Source organism: Citrobacter rodentium NBRC 105723 = DSM 16636, assembly GCF_021278985.1.
GTDB classification, from domain to species: domain Bacteria; phylum Pseudomonadota; class Gammaproteobacteria; order Enterobacterales; family Enterobacteriaceae; genus Citrobacter_A; species Citrobacter_A rodentium.
This window is the reverse complement of sequence record NZ_CP082833.1, coordinates 1,841,253-1,862,549: the sequence shown is the minus strand read 5'-3', so window position 1 is coordinate 1,862,549 and position 21,297 is coordinate 1,841,253. Positions and strand designations below refer to the sequence as shown.

Genomic DNA, 21,297 nt, shown 5'->3' with positions numbered 1-21,297 from the left:
GGTTATTCTCCCCGTGAGTCAGCGTTATCTTTCTTTTGCTGACGCCCCAGTTCACGCACCGCCATCACGCTGACGCCTGCGACAAGACCGACGACCCCGCCGAGCAGCCCGATGGCCCCGGCAGAGACGTTGCCGCCCTCTTTCATCTTCACGTCAGGCTTCTCAGATCGCGGCGTCTGGTTTTCCACGTGAGCAAGCTGGTGAATGCCCTTATGGAACCCCACCCCTTCTTCGTTACAGCCGTAGCAAGGGTGGCCGATCGCCACCGGCCATACGCCGCCGACATCGCAGAATTGCAGCGTGGAGCAGTTGCCCCAGGTTTCCGGTCCTTTACAGCCCAGATGGTATAAGCACCAGCCTTCGCGGTGCCCTTCATCGCCGAACTCTTTGGCAAAACGACCGGCGTCAAAGTGCGGGCGGCGTTCGCAGTGTTCGTGAATCAGGCGGCCATAGGCGAAGGTCGGACGATTTTTCGCGTCCAGCTTCGGCGGCTTGCCATAGGTGATAATGTGCGCGACCGTCGCGAGGAAGTTATGCGGGTTTGGCGGACAGCCTGGGATGTTGATGACGGTTTTGCCCGGCAGGACTTCCTGCAGGCCAACCGCGCCGGTCGGGTTCACGCCAGCGGCGGCCACGCCGCCCCAGGCGGAGCAGGAGCCGATAGCGATAATCGCCGCCGCGCCTTCCGCCGCTTTGCGGATGTGATCCACAATCGGCTCGCCGGCGACCATACAATAAATACCGTTATCTTTTAGCGGGATGGAACCGTCGACAACTAACACATACTGCCCTTTATACTTCTCAAGCGCGTTGTGTTTGTTCTCTTCTACCTGGTGACCAAAAGCGGCGGAAAGCACTTCATGATATTCCAGAGAGATCGTCTCCAGAACCAGATTTTCTACCGTGGGATGGGTCGCACGAAGGAGAGATTCAGTACAGCCCGTACACTCCTGAGCGCCAATCCAGACAACCGGCGGGCGCTGCGGACGGGATACTGACTCGGCCATTTCTGCGGCGGCTTTGCTACTGAGCCCCATGGTAGCGGCTAGTGCTGCACAAAGCTTCATGAAATCACGACGGTTTACGCCGTGAGAATTAATGAGAGTATTATCTCCAGTCATTTTATAGTTATTCCGTTGCGAAGACCTGGCTTTTATTTTGCATCGTTCGCGCAAACGTATCTGCGATCGATGCGCCATTTACCACACTTTTATTATGGTTATGTAGCCTATGATACTGCGACGGATGACTAAAACGAAGGGAGTAGCCAGTAGTGTAATTAATTAAATCGCCTGAATACCCCTTCTGGATCAATCTTCGTATCGAAAGTTTGCCAGTTTGCCATATCGCGGTATAAGGCAGCAGTAGCGATATGGCCTGCCGAACGGAAGATAACGGCTTATAACGACACCCATTCACCGCCTGAAGCATCTGCACGCCGCGTCTCAGGCGAGGCGACAGCCGGGGCGTCGCTTTGCGACAGTCGGAACTGTTGCACCGAACGCTGCAAATCTTCCGTTTGCCGTTCCAGCGCAGCGGCGGCTGCGGACACCTGCTCAACCAGCGAGGCGTTTTGCTGCGTGACGCCATCCATTTGGCTAATCGCCACGCTAACCTGCGAAATGCCTTTGCTCTGCTCCTCAGAGGCGCAGGCAATCTGTTTCATAATGGTGTCCACTTGCGTCCATGGTCGCGCCGGTATCTTTCACCAGTTCCGCACCTTGTTCGACACGGCGAACAGATTCGGCAATCAGCGTCTCTATCTCTTTCGCGGCATTGGCGCTGCGGCTGGCAAGGTTGCGCACTTCGCCAGCCACGACGGCGAAACCACGCCCCTGTTCGCCCGCGCGGGCGGCTTCCACCGCCGCATTCAGCGCCAGGATATTAGTCTGGAAGGCGATGCTGTTAATCACGGTAGTGATTTCAGCAATCTGTTTCGAACTGGCGGAGATGCCGTTCATGGTTTCCACCACCTCCGATACCAGCGAGCCGCCCTTACTGGCGGTACGTGAGGCGGTATCCGTAAGCTGGCTGGCCTGGCGGGCATTGTCCGCATTCAGCTTCACCGTTGCGGTAAGCTGCTCCATGCTGGCGGCAGTTTCCTCCAGCGCGGCTGAGGCGGGTAACAAAACGAAAGTATTGATCGTTGCCCTGGCTGAGCACCGTCATCTGGCGGACAAGATGGCGATCGACCTCATTACCCTCTGCGACGCGGGAAAGAGACCAGGTACTGTACAGCCCGACGCCCAACCACATTAAACAGAAAACACCAAGGATTGTCAGCATGACGACCCGGATGGTGAAATTACGCAGTATTTTCATAAGTGTTCCTTACCTTGTGAGTGATCGCCAGAAGCGAGCCTTAGTTCGTTATCGGCAGAAACAGGCGAAAATATAATCTTTCTTGCTTCCCATATTTATCCGGGTATTGTGGTGTGCCAGGCACAAAATAAAAACGCTGTTTCGAAATTCTTCACAAGAAAGGAGACAACATGTCCTGGAACGCCTCCCCTGACCGTTACGAAAATATGCAGTATCGCTACTGCGGGAAAAGCGGCCTGCGCCTGCCCGCGCTGTCGCTCGGCCTGTGGCACAGCTTTGGTCACGTTCAGGCGCTGGATTCTCAGCGCGCGCTGCTGCGTAAAGCCTTCGATTTGGGCATCACTCATTTCGATTTAGCCAATAACTACGGGCCGCCGCCGGGCAGCGCGGAAGAAAACTTCGGTCGCCTGCTACGCGAAGATTTCGCCCCTTATCGCGACGAGTTGATTATCTCCACCAAAGCCGGATATGACATGTGGCCCGGTCCCTATGGCTCCGGCGGCTCGCGTAAATATCTGCTCACCAGCCTCGATCAAAGCCTGAAACGGATGGGGCTGGATTACGTCGATATTTTCTATTCCCACCGCGTGGATGAAAACACGCCGATGGAAGAAACCGCCAGTGCGCTGGCGCACGCCGTGCAGAGCGGAAAGGCGCTGTACGTCGGTATCTCCTCCTACTCACCTGCGCGCACGCAAAAAATGGCGGAACTGCTACGCGAGTGGAAAATCCCGCTTTTGATCCACCAGCCCTCCTATAACCTGCTTAATCGCTGGGTAGATAAAAGCGGTCTGCTGAACACGTTGCAGGAAAACGGCGTCGGCTGTATCGCTTTTACGCCACTGGCGCAGGGGCTGCTGACCGGAAAATATTTAAATGGCATTCCAGAAGGGTCGCGAATGCAGCGGGAAGGCAAAAAAGCGCGCGGTCTGACGGAAAATATGCTGACGGAAGCGAACCTCAACAGCCTGCGACTGCTTAACGAGATGGCGCAGCAGCGCGGCCAGTCGATGGCGCAAATGGCGTTAAGCTGGCTGCTGAAGGATGAGCGGGTCACCTCGGTGCTGATTGGCGCAAGCCGAACGGAACAGCTGGAAGAGAACGTTCAGGCGCTGAATAATCTGTCATTCAGCACGCAGGAGCTGGCGCAGATAGATAAGCATGTCGCCGACGGCGAGCTGAATCTGTGGCAGGCGTCTTCTGATAAATAAACTATAAGGTTGATAAGATATTTTGCCGGGGGCGCTTCGCTTGCCCGGCCTACGAACACCCGCGCCGGATAAAATGTTTTGCCGGGGCGCTTCGCTTGCCCGGCCTACAAATATCCGCACCGGATAAGACGTTTTGCTGGGGGCGCTTCGCTTGCCCGGCCTACAAATACCCGCGCCGGATAAAATGTTTTGCCGGGGACGCTGCGCTTGCCCGGCCTACAAATACCCGCGCCGGATAAAATGTTTTGCCGGGGACGCTGCGCTTGCCCGGCCTACAAATACCCGCGCCGGATAAAATGTTTTGCCGGGGCGCTGCGCTTGCCCGGCCTACGGATACTCAGTCCGTAGGCCGGATAAGGCATCGCCGCCATCCGGCACCTGGCTGGGGGAATGTCGCTTAGTCGTACTTATGCCGGGTCAACCTGTCGAGATAACCCATCACAAAGGCCGACAGAACGAAAGTCAGATGGATGATGACATACCACATCAGCTTGTTGTCCGGTACGTTTTTGGCATCCATAAACACTCGCAGCAAATGAATTGAGGAGATGGCGACAATTGAGGCCGCAACCTTATTTTTCAGCGAAGTGGCATCCATCTTCCCCAGCCAGTTAAGCTTTTCCCGACCTTCAGAGATATTGAGCTGAGAGACGAAATTTTCGTAGCCGGAAAACATCACCATCACCAGCAGACCGCCGACAAGGGTCATATCAACCAGCGACAGTAAAACCAGAATCAGGTCAGCTTCCGCCATCGAAAAGATATTCGGCAGAACGTGAAAGATCTCCTGAAAGAACTTCAGCACCAACGCAATCAGCGCAAAGGACAGCCCAAAGTAAACGGGAGCAAGCAGCCAGCGTGACGCGTACATGATATTCTCGAAAAAGCGTTCCATAAAATCCTGTCAGGTAGCAAAACCGGTTAACAGTATATCGCAACAGCGCAACACCAGATAAACCTCTCTCAAACGTCCTCCGGCTGGATCCACGGACGCTGATAGTCGGGCCACACCAGCGCGACCAGCGAAGGATAGGCTTCGAGGCTAAATTCGCTGAAGCACTGGCGCAGGTTGAGCACGTCCAGGTCGGAATACGGGACCTCTTCGCCATTAAGACAGCGTTTTTTTATTGTATCGTAGTATTTATACACCGCCGAATTAAGATCGCTGCACCGCCGCTGAGCGTCAAACAGACCCGGCGTGTCATTCAGCTGCGCCATCGTCATGCGCTTTACCGTCGCGTGCAGAAAATCAATATATTCATGATTAACGCGCCAGTACCACACCGGCGTAATCGCATTCATCAGCGCGGAGAAATGGTCCTCCCCCTCCTCTTTCGTCAATAGCAAAGGGGGCAAGTCGGCCTGGCTATTGTGTGGTTTACTCAACTCGCAGATGACAAAATACACCACGCCGCTGAGCAATAGCAGGGCAATAACAGAATAAAAAAGACTGTTCATAAAATGACTCCATTTTTTTTGATTTTAAATTTACCCCATGCTATTGTCAACGCAGCCAGCCAGGCGAAAACAAATATCACATTGATAATAAAGGATATTCTGACATGCTTCCCGAGCATCTTGTCCCGGCGCATTTTCATCTGCTGTCATCAGGATCAACGAATAAGACAGCAGAGAATCCTGATAATTTAACTCAGGGGAAGAAAACGCTTAGCGATTACGAAGCGGATATTTTAATTAGCGCTACCCACACCGGGCAAGCCAAAAATATGTTACTTGAAGAACATGACCGTCATTTCAAAGAGCGCCTTTATCGGGTGGCGAAAATTGAAACTTTTGCCCGCTTGATTAATTCATTACAGGCAGAAGGCGACATTGATGCGCAGGCCTTAAGTAAAATAATCGCCGAAGCCACTACCCATATTAATGAGAACGGTAATGAAATTTGGCTTAATTTAATTACGCGCGAAACAAGTGCTCCCCTGTTCTATTCTCTGGAAGCTGAAAATGAGTGAAGCTGCTGACAATAATGTTTATCTGGCTTTAGATGATAATAAAAGCGATCAATTTGTTTTAAAGCAAAATCTGGCCGCGCTGATCGCCAATAAAAATGCGCTCCTGGAAAGCGTCGCCCAGGATGACACGTCGATTCCCGCCGCGCTGGTACGGCTGAAATGGCAGAATCGGCGGGAAATGTACGCGCTGCAAGTGAAAGAAGAAATTTATGGCGCGACCATCAATGCCATCGTCAGACAACATCCTGAATTACACGATAAAATCTTGGCGAAACTGGAAAACAGCTGGCAGCGACTGCTGGCGCGCGAGACGGCGACGCTGCGCCTGACGCGTAAGCTTGCTGAAGGGAATTACCGCACCCTCAACATCACCACCGTCGCGCTGAATGAACATTTCGCTTCAGCGAAAACGGAACAAACCGGGCGTTAAGGATCGTCCTGGTTCCCCCCTCTTTCCCGCACAGCGTCTACCCTTAAAGGATGATTAACCTGAAGGGAGATACGTTATGACGCAATTAAAAGACCCGACCACCCAGTACTACACCGGTGAATATCCCCAGCAGAAACAGCCCGCGCCGGGCGTGCAGGCGAAAATGACCCCGGTTCCCGACTGTGGCGAGAAAAGCTACGTCGGCAGCGGTCGCCTTAAAGATCGTAAAGCACTGGTGACAGGAGGTGACTCCGGCATCGGACGTGCTGCCGCCATTGCTTACGCGCGTGAAGGCGCAGATGTGGCGATCAACTACCTGCCAGCGGAAGAAGAAGACGCGCAGCAGGTGAAAGCGCTTATCGAAGAGTGCGGACGCAAAGCGGTGCTGATTCCGGGCGATCTGAGCGATGAAACGTTCGCCCGCTCTCTGGTGCATAAAGCGCGCGAAGCGCTGGGCGGTCTGGACACGCTGGCGCTGGTGGCCGGGAAGCAGGTGGCGATTCCGGAAATCAAAGATCTGACCAGCGAACAGTTCCAGAAGACCTTCGCGATAAACGTCTTTGCGCTGTTCTGGATCACTCAGGAAGCGATTCCGCTACTGCCTGCCGGTTCCAGCATTGTCACCACCTCCTCTATTCAGGCTTATCAGCCGAGCCCGCATCTGCTGGACTACGCCTCAACCAAAGCCGCTATCCTTAACTACAGTCGTGGACTGGCAAAACAGGTGGCGGAAAAAGGGATCCGCGTCAACGTTGTTGCGCCGGGGCCAATCTGGACCGCGCTGCAAATCTCCGGCGGTCAGACCCAGGATAAAATCCCGCAGTTTGGTCAGCAAACGCCAATGAAACGCGCAGGACAGCCGGCGGAACTGGCGCCCGTGTATGTTTATCTGGCAAGTCAGGAATCAAGCTATGTTACCGCGGAAGTACACGGTGTGTGCGGCGGGGAGCATTTAGGCTAGCGATAAATCTGTAGTGAAGTGCCCGGTGGCGCAGGCTTACCGGGCCTACATATAAACATCGGTGTAGGCCGGGTAAGGCGTAGCCGCCACCCGGCATTTTCATTACGACGCGTATTCGGCCAGCTCTGTCCGTCGCGGCGGGCTTATTTCGCTTTCGCGACCTCTTCACCCACCAGACCAATCTTCAGGTAACCTGCCTGGTGCAGCGTATCCATTACCTTCATCATGGTTTCGTAATTAACGGTTTTGTCCGCGCGGAAAAAAATCGTGGTGTCTTTCTTCCCGGCCGTCAGCGCGTTCAGCTCGGCGATCATGGTTTCATCCGTCACCGGATCGTTGCCAATAAACATACTGTTATCGGCTTTCACGGAGAGATAAACCGGCTTTTCCGGACGCGGCTGCGGGGTGCTGGAGGAGGCCGGCAGGTTGACCTTCACATCCACCGTCGCCAGCGGCGCGGCCACCATAAAGATGATCAGCAGCACCAGCATGACGTCGATAAACGGCGTCACGTTGATTTCATGCATTTCACCGTTATCGTCCAGATTTTCGTTAAGACGCATTGCCATGAAACATTATCCTACACGTAATTTCTGCGCGGTACGTACCGGATGCGCGGAAGCGCTCGCATCCAGATCCAGGTCACGACTTTGCAGCAGCAGCACCTGCGCGGCGATATCGCTCAGCGTCGCTTTCAGGCCGCCGATCTGACGGGCGAAGATGTTGTAAATAACCACGGCAGGAATCGCCGCCACCAGGCCAATAGCGGTCGCCAGCAGCGCTTCAGCGATCCCCGGCGCAACCACGGCGAGGTTAGTGGTTTGCGTTTGCGCGATGCCGATAAAGCTGTTCATGATGCCCCACACCGTACCGAACAGACCGACAAACGGCGAGATCGCCCCGATAGTGGCGAGGTAGCCATTTCCGCGCCCCATCTGCCGCCCGGCTGCCGCCACGCGACGCTCCAGACGAAAACCGGTGCGCTCTTTGATTCCTTCGTTGTCTTCGCTGCCTGCGGAGAGTTCAAGTTCGTTCTGCGCTTCATTAAGCAACTGCGTGTTCAGGCTTTTCGCGCCAAAGCTGGCGGCGATGTCGCTTGCCTGATCCAGTGAGCGGGCTTCAGCCAGCTGCTGCTGTTCGCGCTTGAGGCGACGCCTCTGCGAGAAGAAGTCGACGCTTTTACTGAAGAAGATAGCCCAGGTGACCACTGACGCCAGAATCAGACCAATCATCACGCACTTCACTACGATGTCAGCGTGCTGATACATACCCCAGACGGAGAGATCCGTCTGCATCAAATTATTACCCACTGTGTATCTCCAGGACGCAAATCACAAAATCTGAGCATAATAATATCAAAACGACGTCGAATTGATAGTCGTTCTCATTACTATTTACATAGTGCCGCACCTTCGGTTTCTTTTCTTTGCGCTTACGCAGTAAAACCTCATGAGGGGCACATTTGGGAAAATATTGTGCTTAATGCCGTCCGATGGGGTGCGGTTTTTACCATTCATGGTAGTTTAGACATCCAGACGTATAAAAACAGGAAAACCCACATGGCAGACAAACAACTGGATACCAGACTGATCACTGCGGGACGCAGCAAAAAGTATACGCTCGGCTCGGTAAATAGCGTTATACAGCGCGCCTCATCGCTGGTCTTTGAAACGGTGGAAGCCAAAAAGCACGCCACCCGCAACCGCGCGAAGGGCGAGCTTTTTTACGGTCGCCGCGGCACGCTAACCCACTTCTCGCTTCAGCAAGCGATGTGCGAACTGGAAGGCGGCGCCGGCTGCGCGCTGTTTCCCTGCGGTGCGGCGGCGGTCGCCAATACCATTCTGGCCTTTGTGGAACAGGGCGATCACGTGCTGATGACCAACACCGCCTACGAACCAAGCCAGGATTTCTGTAGCAAGATTCTCGGCAAACTCGGCGTCACCACCAGTTGGTTCGACCCGCTGGTCGGCGCGGATATTGTTAAGCATATCCAGCCCAACACCAGAGTGGTGTTCCTTGAGTCGCCCGGCTCCATTACGATGGAAGTGCATGACGTACCGGCAATCGTCGCCGCGGTAAGGCGCGTCGCGCCGGAAGCCATCATTATGATCGATAACACCTGGGCGGCGGGCGTACTGTTTAAGGCACTCGACTTCGGGATTGATATCTCCATTCAGGCGGCGACCAAATACCTGGTCGGCCACTCTGACGCGATGATCGGCACTGCGGTTTCCAATGCCCGCTGCTGGGATCAACTGCGGGAAAACGCCTATCTGATGGGGCAAATGGTGGATGCCGATACCGCTTATATGAGCAGTCGCGGGCTGCGAACGCTGGGGGTGCGCCTGCGCCAGCACCACGAGAGCAGCCTGAAGATTGCCGAATGGCTGGCCGCGCATCCGCAGGTTGCGCGAGTGAACCATCCGGCGCTCCCCGGCAGCAAAGGCCATGAATTCTGGAAGCGCGACTTTACTGGCAGCAGCGGTCTGTTCTCGTTTGTGCTCAATAAAAAGCTTACCGATGCCGAACTCTCCGCCCTGCTGGACCACATGGGCCTGTTCAGCATGGCTTACTCGTGGGGCGGTTTTGAGTCGCTGATCCTGGCGAACCAGCCTGAGCAGATAGCGGAAATTCGCCCTCAGGGCGGCGTTGATTTCGACGGCACTTTAATTCGTCTGCATATCGGTTTAGAAAACGTTGACGATCTGATTGCAGATTTAGCCGCCGGTTTCTCCCGCATCGTATAATATTGACGCCGATGGACATGAATGCAGACAAATCGAGCGAAATTGTCTGCATTTGTTGCGCCCCGGATCAAGGCATCCGGGCCTGTTAAGGAGTACAATATATTCATTAAGGCGTAAACGCTGTTCCACAGGAAAGTCCATGGCTGTTATTCAAGATATTATCGCTGCGCTCTGGCAACACGATTTTGCCGCGCTGGCGGACCCGCATGTTGTCAGCGTCGTCTACTTCGTGATGTTCGCCACGCTGTTTTTAGAAAATGGCCTGCTGCCGGCCTCATTTTTACCGGGCGACAGCCTGCTGCTGCTGGCGGGCGCGCTGGTTGCGCAGGGCGTAATGAGTTTTATCCCCACGCTGCTGATCCTGACGACCGCCGCCAGCCTCGGCTGCTGGCTGAGCTATATTCAGGGACGCTGGCTGGGCAATACCCGAACGGTTAAGGGCTGGCTGGCGCAACTGCCGGTGAAATACCATCAGCGCGCCACCTGCATGTTCGATCGCCACGGTCTGCTGGCGCTGCTTGCCGGGCGTTTTCTGGCGTTTGTACGTACCCTGCTGCCCACGATGGCGGGAATTTCCGGGCTTTCCAACCGTCGCTTCCAGTTCTTTAACTGGCTGAGCGGCCTGCTATGGGTCGGCGTGGTCACCAGTTTTGGCTACGCCCTGAGCATGATCCCCTTTGTAAAACGCCATGAAGATCAGGTTATGACCTTTCTGATGATCCTGCCCATCGTCCTGCTGGCCGCCGGTCTGCTGGGTACGGTAGTGGTAGTGATCAAAAAGAAATACTGCAACGCCTGAGCATTACCGCCGGATAACGCTGCGCTTATCCGGCCTGTCCCTGCATCGTGCGGATCCGCGCCGCATCTTCTCCCGGCGTCACGCCAAAATAGCGCTTGAACTCGCGGCTGAACTGCGACGCGCTTTCATAACCCACCCGCATCGCCGCCGCGCTGGCCTTCATACCGTCGTGGACGATCATCATTCGCGCTTTATGCAGCCGGTAGGTTTTCAGATACTGCAACGGCGAGGTGCTGGTGACCGACTTAAAGTTATGGTGAAACGCAGAGACGCTCATATTGGCCTCCGCCGCCAGTTATTCGACGTTGAGGCTTTCCGTGTACTTGTTCTCGATGCGCTTAATCACCCGGCTGATCAGGCTGAAATGGGTCTGGCGGCTCACCAGCGCCAGCAGCGCGCCGCCGCAGGGACCCGTCAGCACGTGATAGAGGATCTCGCGAATAATCTGCTTGCCTAAAATCCGCGCGTCCAGCGGTCGCGCCATCACATCCAGCAGACGCTCCGCCGCGCAAAGGATCTCATCGGAGAGCGTGGCGGAGTTTATCCCGCTCGCCGCCATCGACGGCTGGAACCGTTCATCCTCGCCAATGTCCATCAGCAGCTCCTGCAGTTGCAGGATATCGACGTTAATGCGCATACCGGCCAGCGGTAGCGACGGCGTGGCGAAGGTTTCGCATTCAAAGGGCAAGGGAACGGTCAACAGCAGATATTCATTGGCGTCATACTGAAAAACGCGCTCATTGATATAACCAATTTTATGCCCCGAAAAGAGAAAAATGATACCGGGGTCGTACATTACCGGCGTGCGCGGCGCCGGTTCGGTGCCGTACAGCAGACGAATCCCCGGCAACCGATCGTCAATATTTTCATTACCTTTCAGCTTCTTAATTTTATCTGTCAGCTGTAAACAGATCGCTTCACGGTTCATAGCGGTGTCTTTACTCAATCAATGGCGACGTTTTGATTGTGCGCAAATTTATCGCTTTTCTCCAGCGTTCTGGAGGATCAGGCAAAACATTGGCAGAAATGAGCATTGAGGGACCGGCCGCGCGTGCTCACAATATTTCCCATCAGGCAGACTGACGCCTGCCCTCTTTTTTACCCACATAAGGGAACGAGCAATGAATAACTTTAATCTGCATACCCCGACCCGCATTCTGTTTGGTAAAGGCGCCATTGCCGATCTGCGCGCGCAGATCCCGCAGGAGGCACGCGTGCTGATCACCTACGGCGGCGGCAGCGTGAAAAAGACCGGCGTACTGGCACAGGTTCTGGAGGCGCTGAAGGGCATGGACGTGCGCGAGTTTGGCGGCATCGAACCCAACCCCTCCTACGAAACGCTGATGAAGGCGGTGCAAATCGCCCGCGATGACAAGATTACCTTTCTGCTGGCGGTCGGCGGCGGCTCTGTGCTCGACGGCACCAAGTTCATCGCCGCGGCGGCGCACTATCCGAACGATATCGATCCGTGGCACATCCTGCAGACCAGCGGCAGCGAGATTAAAAGCGCCATCCCGATGGGCTCCGTGCTGACCCTGCCCGCCACCGGTTCTGAATCTAACAAAGGCGCGGTCATCTCGCGTAAAACCACCGGCGACAAACAGGCGTTCCATTCCGCGCACGTACAGCCGGTGTTCGCGGTGCTGGACCCGGTTTACACCTACACCCTGCCGCCGCGTCAGGTGGCGAACGGCGTGGTTGATGCCTTTGTGCATACCGTTGAGCAGTACGTGACCCGGCCGGTTGACGCCAAAATTCAGGATCGCTTCGCCGAAGGCATTCTGCTGACGCTGATCGAAGACGGCCCGAAAGCGCTCCAGCAACCGGAAAACTACGCGGTGCGCGCGAACGTCATGTGGGCGGCGACGCAGGCGCTCAATGGCCTGATCGGCGCTGGCGTGCCGCAGGACTGGGCAACGCATATGCTGGGCCACGAACTGACGGCGATGCACGGTCTGGATCACGCTCAGACGCTGGCGGTGGTGCTGCCTGCGCTGTGGAATGAAAAACGCGACGCCAAACGCGCCAAACTGCTGCAATACGCGGAGCGCGTCTGGAACATCACCGACGGCTCTGAAGATGAGCGTATTGATGCGGCCATTGCGGCAACGCGCAACTTCTTTGAGCAGCTTGGCGTACCGACGCGCCTCTCCGGCTATGGTCTGGACGGCAGTTCCATCCCGGCGCTGCTGGCGAAATTAGAGGAGCACGGCATGACGCAACTGGGTGAAAATAAAGATATTACTCTTGACGTCAGCCGCCGTATTTACGAAGCCGCACGCTAAGCTTTTTTCGCCTCTGCCTTTCGTTTTTGGACATTTCGTCCAGACTTAAGTCACACCACACCACCGGAGGCAGACTCCGGTGGTGAGCACATGAAGGAGGAAAAATGGCAAACCAAACCGTAATTAAGCTTCAGGATGGCAATGTAATGCCCCAGCTGGGGTTAGGCGTATGGAAAGCCGGTAACGACGAGGTCGTCTCCGCCATTCATAAAGCACTGGAAGTCGGCTACCGGTCAATCGATACCGCCGCCGCCTACAAAAATGAAGAGGGGGTGGGCAACGCGCTGGCCAGCGCGGGCGTCCCACGCGACGAGCTGTTCATCACCACCAAATTGTGGAATGACGATCAAAAACGTCCGCGCGAAGCGCTGCTGGAAAGTCTGGAAAAACTCCGCCTCGACTACGTGGACCTGTACCTGATGCACTGGCCGGTGCCGGCTATCGATCGTTACGTTGAGGCCTGGCAGGGCATGATCGATCTGCAAAAAGAGGGGCTGATCAAGAGCATCGGGGTGTGCAACTTCCAGATCAACCACCTTCAGCGCCTGATTGATGAAACGGGCGTGACGCCGGTGATTAACCAGATTGAACTGCACCCGCTGATGCAACAGCGCCAGCTTCACGCCTGGAATGCGACGCATAAAATCCAGACGGAGTCCTGGAGCCCGCTGGCGCAGGGCGGCGAAGGCGTGTTCGATCAGAAAATCATCCGCGACCTCGCGGACAAGTACGGTAAAACCCCGGCGCAGATTGTTATCCGCTGGCATCTGGACAACGGCCTGGTGGTGATCCCGAAATCGGTCACGCCGTCGCGCATTGCTGAGAACTTTGACGTCTGGGACTTCCGGCTTGATAAAGACGAGCTGGGCGAGATCGCCAGACTGGATCAGGGCAAGCGACTTGGCCCCGACCCGGATCAGTTCGGCGGCTGATTTTTCCCCCGGCCCGGCGCTCTGCCGGGCTGCTTATAACCCGTACCGGCAGATCATCTCACCCGGTTCATCTGGTACCGTGCAAACCACCTTAATCACTTTATCCTCAAGCGCGAACGGCCCGCCAGGGCCGCCGCCAAGGTTTCCTTCGTACACCTTACCGTTGGCATTCGCCCGCAGCAGGCTGTGATAAAACCAGTCCATCGGACCTATCGGCAGAAAGAAGATCCATTCGTGTTGGGGTTGAAAGGCAAAGCGACCGTCATTATCTGAAAGCGTCTCGTCCGGCTTATCAGCGGTGCCGACTAAGGTTAATCTGGCGTGAGTGACCGGCCTCCCCCCGCTGTCGATAAGCCGCCCTTCCACTTCCGGCTGCGTCTGGCGATGTATCACGCAACCACTTTGCAGTAAGGCAATCACGATTGCCCCTGCCATCATCCCTGCTTTCATCCCGGATTCTCCGTCCTGATTTATCTTTTCCTGATAACAGCCGGATGGCGCTTAACGCTTATCCGGCCTACGAAACTGATAACAATATACAAGCGCACTGCCGGAGGCGCTAACGCTTATCCGGCCTGGCCGCGTTTTTTACGGGCGACAGGGGTCTGGCGCTGATGCGCTACCGGCGTATGTTTGGTCAGCGCCGGACGGGTATGGCGGTTCTGACGACGCGCTTCACGCATCTCTTCAATGGTCGGCGCCGGCACCAGACAGTCACGGCGTCCGCCGATCAGATGCTTCTTGCCCATCTCTTCCAGCGCCTGACGGATCAGCGGCCAGTTAGCCGGATCGTGATAGCGCAGCAGCGCTTTGTGCAGACGGCGCTGCTTGTCGCCCTTCGGCACCACCACATCTTCACTCTTATAGCCAATTTTACCCAGCGGGTTCTTACCGGTGTAATACATAGTCGTCGAGTTAGCGAGCGGCGACGGGTAGAAGTTCTGTACCTGATCGAGGCGGAAACGGTGGCGCTTCAGCCACAGCGCCAGGTTCACCATATCTTCATCGCGCGTACCGGGGTGCGCGGAGATAAAGTACGGGATCAGATACTGCTCTTTGCCCGCCTGCTTCGAATAGAGATCGAACAGCTCTTTGAAGCGGTCATAGCTGCCCATGCCCGGCTTCATCATCTTCGACAGCGGCCCTTCTTCGGTATGTTCCGGGGCGATCTTCAGATAGCCGCCGACGTGATGGCTCGCCAGCTCTTTAATGTAGCGCGGATCTTCAACCGCAATGTCATAACGCACGCCGGAGGCAATGAGGATCTTCTTGATGCCTTTCAGATCGCGCGCGCGGCGGTACAGGTTGATTGTCGGCTCGTGGTTAGTATCCATATGCGGACAAATATCCGGATAGACGCACGACAGACGGCGGCAGGTCTGCTCTGCGCGCGGCGACTTACAGCGCAGCATATACATGTTGGCCGTCGGGCCGCCGAGATCGGAGATCACGCCGGTAAAGCCCGGCACGGTATCGCGGATTGCTTCAATCTCATTGATGATCGAATCTTCAGAGCGGCTCTGAATAATGCGCCCTTCGTGCTCGGTGATCGAACAGAACGAACAGCCGCCAAAGCAGCCGCGCATAATATTGATCGAAAAACGGATCATTTCATATGCCGGAATGCGGCGGTTGCCGTAGGCCGGATGCGGCACGCGCTTGTACGGCAGCGCAAACACGCTGTCCATCTCTTCGGTGGAGAGCGGAATGGCCGGTGGGTTAATCCAGACATAGCGGTCGCCGTGCTTTTGCATCAGCGCCCGCGCGCAGCCGGGGTTGGTTTCATGGTGCAGAATGCGGGAAGCGTGGGCGTAAAGCACCTTATCGCCCTTCACTTTCTCAAAAGAGGGCAGCAGTACGTAGGTTTTTTCCCACGGTTTTGGACGCGGCGGCTGCACGGTAACGGCTTTAGCCGCCTGCTTACCCGGTACGACCGGTTTGTTATCTGCACACGGCAGATCTTCACCATACGGATGCGGGATCGGGTCGATTTTGCCCGGCGTGTCGAGGCGGGTGGAGTCGACGCCGCTCCAGCCCGGCAGCGCCTCTTTCACCATAATCGCGGTGTTACGCACGTCGCGGATCTGGTCGATGGTTTCCCCCATCGCCAGACGATGCGCCACTTCCACCAGCGGACGCTCGCCGTTGCCGAACATCAGCATATCGGCTTTGGAATCCACCAGCACGGAGCGGCGCACGGTATCGGACCAGTAATCATAATGCGCGGTACGCCGCAGGCTGGCCTCAATGCCGCCGAGAATGACCGGGACATCTTTCCACGCCTCTTTGCAGCGTTGGGTGTAAACCAGCGTGGCGCGGTCCGGGCGCTTGCCCGCGACGTTATCCGGCGTATAGGCATCGTCATGGCGCAGGCGGCGATCGGCGGTGTAGCGGTTGATCATCGAGTCCATATTGCCTGCGGTCACGCCGAAGAACAGATTGGGTTTACCCAGACGCATAAAGTCGTCTTTGCTGTTCCACTCCGGCTGAGCGATGATGCCGACGCGAAAGCCCTGTGCTTCCAGCATACGTCCGCAAATTGCCATGCCGAAGCTCGGATGGTCGACATACGCGTCGCCCGTCACCAGAATAATGTCGCAGCTATCCCAGCCAAGTTGATCCATTTCGTCGCGAGACATCGGCAAAAAAGGAGCAGGTCCAAAACAGGCCGCCCAGTACTGAGGCCAGGAGAAGAGATCTCTGTCTGGCTGGATCAGGGATATTGCGCTCATAGTGCTTCCAAAAATGGTAAAAAAATAATCAAAGGCCGGGGATTATAAGCCGGAACGTAAGAGAAATCGAAAGGTATTCACTCGCCCTTTCGGGCGAGCTGGCAGCGCGTTACGGCGCCGGATTCACCAGAATCTGACCGATAGATCCACGATCGGCCATCTCCAGAGTCTGGCTGTTAAAGTAGAACGGGAAGTGCGCCCAGGAAGGCTGCCCGTAGTAAACCAGCAGTTCAACCTGACCATCCACCCAGACGGTATCTTTCCAGCCGCGGTCTTCCGGGAACGGCATAGCGCCGTTGACGTTACGCACCAGGAAAGAGACGCCTTCAATATGGAACGACTGCGGCATATCGGCGCGCACCGTCCAGCGCTCCCACGTCCCCTGCTGCGCGGTAATATCAATGCGGTTAACGTCCCAGAGCTGACCGTTAATGCCCGGATCGTCGCCGAGGCTGATATCCCGACTGCGAATCGGCGCGCCGCTGATGATTTCATTCGGCAGCAGGCGCATCGGCAGGCTGTCGGTCACCAGCGGCAGCAGCCCGGTAGGACGCAGGGTTAACACCAGCGTCGAGATCAGGATGCTGGACGGCTCAAAGAAACCGCGGATCCTGTCGACGATGCCTGCCGCTTCGCCACAGGTGATCGACACCTCATCGCCGTTGGTCATATCCACCAGGATTTCACGGCGCTCGCCCGGCGCCAGCGACAGCTGCTTCACCGAAACCGGCGCGGGCAAAAGCCCCTGATCGCCAGAGATAACGTGCAGCGCGCGGCCATCACTCATTTGCAGCTGATAGCGGCGCGCGTTGGACGCGTTCAGTAAACGCAGCCGCACCCAGCCGCGGGAAACCTCAACGTAGGGGCTTTGCGCGCCGTTAACCAGCAGCGTATCGCCGATAAATCCGCCGCTTCCCGGCTCGCTGTACTCTGGCGTGCCAAAGTTATCCAGCCGTTTGTCCTGAATAATGACCGGAAAATCATCCACGCCGTAGTGATTCGGGATCGGCAGCGTTTTACTCACCTCATCTTCCACCAGCCACATTCCGGCAAGCCCGTTGTAGACCTGCTGGGCGGTACGGTTGGGAGTATTGGCGTGATACCACAGCGTGGCGGCGCTCTGGCGGATCGGCAGAACCGGCGCCCAGTCGGCATTCGGCGACATCATTCGCGCCGGACCGCCCATCAGCGGCCCCGGCACCTGCAATCCGGCAACGGTCATAGAGACGTTTTCAGTCAGGCGGTTGCTGTAAATAAGCTTTACATCGTCGCCCTTCCAGACGCGAATCGTCGGCCCGAGATAACGTCCGTTGACGCCCCAGACGGACGCGCGCGTCCCCTGGCTAAAGGACCAGTGCGCCCGCTGTAGCGTCATAAATAGCGGCTGGCCGCGACGGGACTCCAGCAGCGGCGGAACGGGCAGCGGCTGTTGCTGACCGGCAGCCTTTGCCCTCAGCGGAACCGCGCCTGCGCACAGTGCGATTCCCGATGCCTGAATGAACTGACGCCGACTGAGTGACATATAAGCTCCATGTAAATCTGGCTAAATAACGGGCAGAAAAGGGTGTCCTGCTTCCTGCAAAATAACGCGAGCTGAATCAAATCTTTCCGTCAGCTTCCCGCTCAGCGACTTCTTGATCAAGCTCGGCAATCTTCTGCTCCATCAGCGCGCGGCAATGAGCAGCCAGTTCGCGAACCTGATCTTTTCCGTACTGGCTGACGTCCACCGGCGGCAGCATCTCAACGATCACCAGACCATTCTTCAGGCGATTTAGATTGATTTTATTCGAGGTATTGGAAACGCAAACCGGAATAATCGGCACGCCAGCGGCAATGGCGGCGTGAAACGCGCCGGTTTTAAACGGCAACAGCCCGCGGCCACGGCTACGGGTGCCTTCCGGAAACATCCAGATAGAGATGCGGCGTTTTTTAAAATGGTTGACCACCTCAGCGATAGTGCTATGCGCTTTCGCACGATTATTGCGGTCAATCAACAGGTTGCCCGTCAGCCAGTAGAGCTGGCCGAAAAATGGGATCCACAGCAGGCTCTTTTTGCCCACGGTGACGGTTGGCGGCTGCACGATATTCGCTGCGGTAACCATATCGAAATTATTCTGATGGTTTGCGATATAGATGGCGTTGCCATAGCTCTCGGCATCGGCAGGTTTGCGGCATTCCACTTTCAGACCGAACAGCGGCGCAAGGCGGCCAAACATATGGCCAAAGGTCGCGACATGTTTTGGATTACGCGGGCTGAACAGGCAGTAAATCGATCCAAAAACGCAAACCAGAATGGAATAAATAACGGTAATAATAAAGCGAAAAATAAATAGCATAACAACCTCTGAAGGCCTAAGAGCCCGGGATTCTACGTCACCTGCTATCAGGTTAGGGTATTGTTAATGTGGCTCTCTGGAAAACTGTATTGTTAATCGCTATTGACGAATAAACAACGGTTTTACGGGAAATTTTAATGTTTATCCGGCCCGACGGCATGATTAAAACCGCAGGCCGGAAAGTGGTAGCAGCGCCATCCGGCACGATGGTATTGCCAGATGGCGCCTTCAGGCGTTTAAAAACATCTTACTCTTCGCTGTCGCCCTGGCTTGCGCGACGCGGCGAATCAATGTCAATGCGATCGATTCGCTGGAGGCCGCGCATCAGCGTACCGCGACGACCGCGTTCACCGGTCACCTTCTGCAACTCTTCAGGACGCAGCTTGATTTTACGCTTACCGACGTGAATGGTCAGCGTGCTCTGCGGCGGCAGAACGTACAGATGCGCCAGACCGTCCTCGCCTTTCAGCGCTTCCGCCGACGGAATGTTGATGATCTTGTTCCCCTTGCCTTTCGACAGCTGCGGCAAATCGCTTACCGGGAACATCAGCATACGTCCGGCCTGGGTGATCGCCAGCAGCATGTCGCTTTCATCGTCAATAACCACCGGCGGCATCACGTGCGCGTTTTCCGGCAGCGTAATCAACGCTTTGCCCGCACGGTTACGCGCCACCAGATCGTTAAAGGTGCAGACGAAGCCGTAGCCCGCGTCGGATGCCATCAGCAGCTTGCGCTCGTCGGCTTCCATGAGCATATGCTCAACGGTAGCGCCCGGCGGCAGCGTCAGCTTGCCGGTCAGCGGCTCGCCCTGACCACGCGCCGACGGCAGGGTGATCGGGTCAATGGCGTAGCTGCGTCCGGTAGTGTCAATAAACACCACTGGCTGGTTGCTCTTGCCTTTGACGTCTGATTTATAACTGTCGCCCGCTTTGTAGTTCAGTCCCTGAGCGTCAATATCATGGCCTTTGGCGCTGCGCACCCAGCCCATCTGCGACAGCACGATGGTCACCGGCTCAGACGGCAGCATATCGTGCTCGCTCATCGCTTTGGCTTCTTCGCGCTCATGCAGCGGCGAACGACGGTCGTCGCCATAGGCGTCGGAATCCGCCTGTAACTCTTTTTTCAGCAGGGTGTTCATTTTACGTTCAGAGGCGAGGATCCCCTGCAGCTGATCGCGCTCTTTCTCCAGCTCATCCTGTTCACCGCGGATCTTCATCTCTTCAAGTTTGGCGAGATGTCGCAGTTTCAGCTCGAGGATCGCTTCAGCCTGGGTTTCCGTGATGCCAAAGCGCGACATCAGCGCCGGTTTCGGCTCATCTTCCGTACGGATGATCTCAATCACTTCGTCGATGTTGAGAAACGCTACCAGCAAACCTTCCAGGATATGCAGGCGCTTCAGGACTTTCTCCAGACGGTAGTTCAGGCGACGACGCACGGTATCGCGACGGAACGCCAGCCATTCGGTGAGGATCTCCAGCAGATTTTTCACCGCCGGGCGACCGTCCAGGCCGATCATATTCAGGTTAATACGGTAGCTTTTTTCCAGATCGGTGGTGGCGAACAGGTGGTTCATCACCTGCTCCATATCCACGCGGTTGGAACGCGGCACCACCACCAGGCGGGTCGGGTTTTCGTGGTCGGACTCGTCACGCAGATCGTCCACCATCGGCAGCTTTTTATTGCGCATCTGGGCGGCGATTTGCTCCAGCACCTTCGCGCCGGACACCTGGTGCGGCAGCGCGGTAATCACCACCGCGCCGTCTTCTTTGGTCCAGACCGCGCGCATACGCACCGAGCCGCGCCCGTTTTCATAAATTTTACGGATTTCAGCGCGCGGAGTAATAATTTCCGCTTCGGTCGGGAAGTCCGGCCCCTGCACGATCTCCAGCAGCTCATCCAGCGTGGTTTTCGGCTTTTCAATCAGGGTGATGGCGGCTTTCGCCACTTCCCGCAGGTTGTGCGGCGGAATATCGGTCGCCATGCCGACCGCGATACCGGTGGTGCCGTTAAGCAGAATGTTCGGCAAACGGGCGGGCAGCATTTTCGGTTCCTGCAGCGTACCGTCAAAGTTCGGCACCCAGTCAGCGGTGCCCTGCCCCAGTTCGCCCAGCAGCACTTCCGCATACTTCGACAGGCGCGATTCGGTATAACGCATCGCCGCGAAGGATTTCGGATCGTCAGGCGCCCCCCAGTTCCCCTGCCCGTCGACCAGCGGGTAACGGTAAGAGAACGGCTGCGCCATCAGCACCATCGCTTCATAGCAGGCGCTGTCGCCGTGCGGGTGGTATTTACCCAGCACGTCGCCGACGGTACGGGCGGATTTTTTAAATTTGGCGCTGGCGTTCAGCCCCAGCTCTGACATCGCGTAAACGATGCGACGCTGAACGGGTTTCAGACCATCGCCAATAAACGGTAGCGCCCTGTCCATGATGACGTACATGGAGTAATTCAGATAGGCGTTTTCCGTGAATTCATGCAGCGCAAGGCGCTCTGCCATATCGCTCATTAATCGTGATTCCTCAACTGTAAGCCCGCCAGATACCCGGTATCTTTTCAGGCAATATTGCCG

18 protein-coding genes and 2 pseudogenes are annotated in these 21,297 nt (G+C 56.2%); 8 read left to right on the top strand and 12 right to left on the bottom strand.

All coding sequences use genetic code 11. The features are described 5' to 3' along the window. Positions 1–2 precede the first annotated feature (2 nt). Together hybO and K7R23_RS08820 are read right to left on the bottom strand one after the other, a co-directional pair. Positions 3–1,121, bottom strand: a complete 1,119-nt coding sequence (gene hybO, locus K7R23_RS08825; RefSeq protein WP_012907591.1) for a hydrogenase 2 small subunit — start codon at positions 1,119–1,121, stop codon at positions 3–5. A gap of 278 nt (positions 1,122–1,399) precedes the next feature. After that, a pseudogene (locus K7R23_RS08820) lies at positions 1,400–2,322 on the bottom strand (methyl-accepting chemotaxis protein). Between the two features lie 170 nt (positions 2,323–2,492). On the opposite strand from K7R23_RS08820, the gene K7R23_RS08815 reads away from it, so the two are divergent. Continuing rightward, positions 2,493–3,533 carry an aldo/keto reductase gene (locus tag K7R23_RS08815; protein ID WP_012907592.1) on the top strand — a complete coding sequence of 347 codons (1,041 nt, stop codon included), beginning with the start codon at positions 2,493–2,495 and terminating at the stop codon, positions 3,531–3,533. Positions 3,534–3,930: 397 nt separating this feature from the next. Here K7R23_RS08815 and K7R23_RS08810 read toward each other — a convergent pair whose 3' ends face one another. Beyond that, positions 3,931–4,428 carry a TIGR00645 family protein gene (locus K7R23_RS08810; RefSeq protein ID WP_012907593.1) on the bottom strand — a complete coding sequence of 166 codons (498 nt, stop codon included), beginning with the start codon at positions 4,426–4,428 and terminating at the stop codon, positions 3,931–3,933. 68 nt (positions 4,429–4,496) lie between these two features. Next, entirely contained in the window at positions 4,497–4,991 is a 495-nt protein-coding gene (locus K7R23_RS08805) for an ESA_00282 family adhesion-associated protein (RefSeq protein ID WP_012907594.1), read from the bottom strand. A 104-nt stretch (positions 4,992–5,095) separates the two neighbouring features. Between K7R23_RS08805 and K7R23_RS08800 the strand changes: the two genes are divergently transcribed. From K7R23_RS08800 to K7R23_RS08790, 3 genes are all read left to right on the top strand, one after another. Further along, the gene (locus K7R23_RS08800; RefSeq protein ID WP_012907595.1) at positions 5,096–5,506 is read left to right on the top strand and encodes a hypothetical protein; all 411 of its coding nucleotides are present in this window, start codon (positions 5,096–5,098) and stop codon (positions 5,504–5,506) included. After that, entirely contained in the window at positions 5,499–5,936 is a 438-nt protein-coding gene (locus K7R23_RS08795) for a hypothetical protein (protein WP_012907596.1), read from the top strand. The genes K7R23_RS08800 and K7R23_RS08795 overlap by 8 nt, the downstream gene beginning before the upstream one ends. A gap of 76 nt (positions 5,937–6,012) precedes the next feature. After that, positions 6,013–6,897, top strand: a complete 885-nt coding sequence (locus K7R23_RS08790; protein ID WP_012907597.1) for an SDR family oxidoreductase — start codon at positions 6,013–6,015, stop codon at positions 6,895–6,897. 143 nt (positions 6,898–7,040) lie between these two features. Here the strand turns inward: K7R23_RS08790 and exbD are convergent, their stop codons facing one another. Continuing rightward, entirely contained in the window at positions 7,041–7,466 is a 426-nt protein-coding gene (gene exbD / locus K7R23_RS08785; protein WP_012907598.1) for a TonB system transport protein ExbD, read from the bottom strand. Positions 7,467–7,472: 6 nt separating this feature from the next. Beyond that, positions 7,473–8,207, bottom strand: a complete 735-nt coding sequence (gene exbB / locus K7R23_RS08780) for a tol-pal system-associated acyl-CoA thioesterase (protein ID WP_012907599.1) — start codon at positions 8,205–8,207, stop codon at positions 7,473–7,475. A gap of 249 nt (positions 8,208–8,456) precedes the next feature. Between exbB and metC the strand changes: the two genes are divergently transcribed. After that, complete coding sequence (metC, locus tag K7R23_RS08775; RefSeq protein ID WP_012907600.1) at positions 8,457–9,644, top strand: cystathionine beta-lyase; 1,188 nt, start codon at positions 8,457–8,459, stop codon at positions 9,642–9,644. 139 nt (positions 9,645–9,783) lie between these two features. Then, a complete protein-coding gene (gene yghB / locus K7R23_RS08770; protein ID WP_012907601.1) occupies positions 9,784–10,443 on the top strand; it encodes a DedA family general envelope maintenance protein YghB in 660 nt (219 codons plus the stop codon). Positions 10,444–10,468: 25 nt separating this feature from the next. Here yghB and K7R23_RS08765 read toward each other — a convergent pair. Further along, positions 10,469–11,371, bottom strand: a pseudogene (locus K7R23_RS08765) (AraC family transcriptional regulator). 193 nt (positions 11,372–11,564) lie between these two features. On the opposite strand from K7R23_RS08765, the gene yqhD reads away from it, so the two are divergent. Then, the gene (gene yqhD, locus K7R23_RS08760; RefSeq protein WP_012907602.1) at positions 11,565–12,728 is read left to right on the top strand and encodes an alcohol dehydrogenase; all 1,164 of its coding nucleotides are present in this window, start codon (positions 11,565–11,567) and stop codon (positions 12,726–12,728) included. Positions 12,729–12,832: 104 nt separating this feature from the next. Then, on the top strand, positions 12,833–13,660 hold the full coding sequence (dkgA, locus tag K7R23_RS08755; protein WP_012907603.1) for a 2,5-didehydrogluconate reductase DkgA: 828 nt from the start codon (positions 12,833–12,835) through the stop codon (positions 13,658–13,660). Between the two features lie 33 nt (positions 13,661–13,693). On the opposite strand, the gene K7R23_RS08750 is transcribed toward dkgA, so the two are convergent. The 5 genes from K7R23_RS08750 to parC all read right to left on the bottom strand — a co-directional run bounded on the left by K7R23_RS08750 (position 13,694) and on the right by parC (position 21,234). Continuing rightward, positions 13,694–14,110 (bottom strand): carboxypeptidase-like regulatory domain-containing protein, encoded by a 417-nt coding sequence (locus K7R23_RS08750; protein WP_012907604.1) that lies wholly within the window; start codon positions 14,108–14,110, stop codon positions 13,694–13,696. A 116-nt stretch (positions 14,111–14,226) separates the two neighbouring features. Next, positions 14,227–16,392, bottom strand: coding sequence for a YgiQ family radical SAM protein (locus K7R23_RS08745; RefSeq protein WP_012907605.1), 2,166 nt, complete (start codon positions 16,390–16,392; stop codon positions 14,227–14,229). 109 nt (positions 16,393–16,501) lie between these two features. Beyond that, positions 16,502–17,914 carry a cell division protein FtsP gene (ftsP, locus tag K7R23_RS08740; protein WP_012907606.1) on the bottom strand — a complete coding sequence of 471 codons (1,413 nt, stop codon included), beginning with the start codon at positions 17,912–17,914 and terminating at the stop codon, positions 16,502–16,504. A 76-nt stretch (positions 17,915–17,990) separates the two neighbouring features. Continuing rightward, positions 17,991–18,728 (bottom strand): 1-acylglycerol-3-phosphate O-acyltransferase, encoded by a 738-nt coding sequence (plsC, locus tag K7R23_RS08735; RefSeq protein ID WP_012907607.1) that lies wholly within the window; start codon positions 18,726–18,728, stop codon positions 17,991–17,993. Between the two features lie 247 nt (positions 18,729–18,975). Beyond that, on the bottom strand, positions 18,976–21,234 hold the full coding sequence (gene parC / locus K7R23_RS08730; RefSeq protein WP_012907608.1) for a DNA topoisomerase IV subunit A: 2,259 nt from the start codon (positions 21,232–21,234) through the stop codon (positions 18,976–18,978). Positions 21,235–21,297: the final 63 nt, after the last annotated feature.

Bases quoted from the DNA above. Each gene is read 5' to 3' on its own strand.
- hybO (WP_012907591.1), bottom strand. From the start codon at position 1,121: ATGACTGGAGATAATACTCTCATTAATTCTCACGGCGTAAACCGTCGT.
- K7R23_RS08815 (WP_012907592.1), top strand. From the start codon at position 2,493: ATGTCCTGGAACGCCTCCCCTGACCGTTACGAAAATATGCAGTATCGC.
- K7R23_RS08810 (WP_012907593.1), bottom strand. From the start codon at position 4,428: ATGGAACGCTTTTTCGAGAATATCATGTACGCGTCACGCTGGCTGCTT.
- K7R23_RS08805 (WP_012907594.1), bottom strand. From the start codon at position 4,991: ATGAACAGTCTTTTTTATTCTGTTATTGCCCTGCTATTGCTCAGCGGC.
- K7R23_RS08800 (WP_012907595.1), top strand. From the start codon at position 5,096: ATGCTTCCCGAGCATCTTGTCCCGGCGCATTTTCATCTGCTGTCATCA.
- K7R23_RS08795 (WP_012907596.1), top strand. From the start codon at position 5,499: ATGAGTGAAGCTGCTGACAATAATGTTTATCTGGCTTTAGATGATAAT.
- K7R23_RS08790 (WP_012907597.1), top strand. From the start codon at position 6,013: ATGACGCAATTAAAAGACCCGACCACCCAGTACTACACCGGTGAATAT.
- exbD (WP_012907598.1), bottom strand. From the start codon at position 7,466: ATGGCAATGCGTCTTAACGAAAATCTGGACGATAACGGTGAAATGCAT.
- metC (WP_012907600.1), top strand. From the start codon at position 8,457: ATGGCAGACAAACAACTGGATACCAGACTGATCACTGCGGGACGCAGC.
- yghB (WP_012907601.1), top strand. From the start codon at position 9,784: ATGGCTGTTATTCAAGATATTATCGCTGCGCTCTGGCAACACGATTTT.
- yqhD (WP_012907602.1), top strand. From the start codon at position 11,565: ATGAATAACTTTAATCTGCATACCCCGACCCGCATTCTGTTTGGTAAA.
- dkgA (WP_012907603.1), top strand. From the start codon at position 12,833: ATGGCAAACCAAACCGTAATTAAGCTTCAGGATGGCAATGTAATGCCC.
- K7R23_RS08750 (WP_012907604.1), bottom strand. From the start codon at position 14,110: ATGAAAGCAGGGATGATGGCAGGGGCAATCGTGATTGCCTTACTGCAA.
- K7R23_RS08745 (WP_012907605.1), bottom strand. From the start codon at position 16,392: ATGAGCGCAATATCCCTGATCCAGCCAGACAGAGATCTCTTCTCCTGG.
- ftsP (WP_012907606.1), bottom strand. From the start codon at position 17,914: ATGTCACTCAGTCGGCGTCAGTTCATTCAGGCATCGGGAATCGCACTG.
- plsC (WP_012907607.1), bottom strand. From the start codon at position 18,728: ATGCTATTTATTTTTCGCTTTATTATTACCGTTATTTATTCCATTCTG.
- parC (WP_012907608.1), bottom strand. From the start codon at position 21,234: ATGAGCGATATGGCAGAGCGCCTTGCGCTGCATGAATTCACGGAAAAC.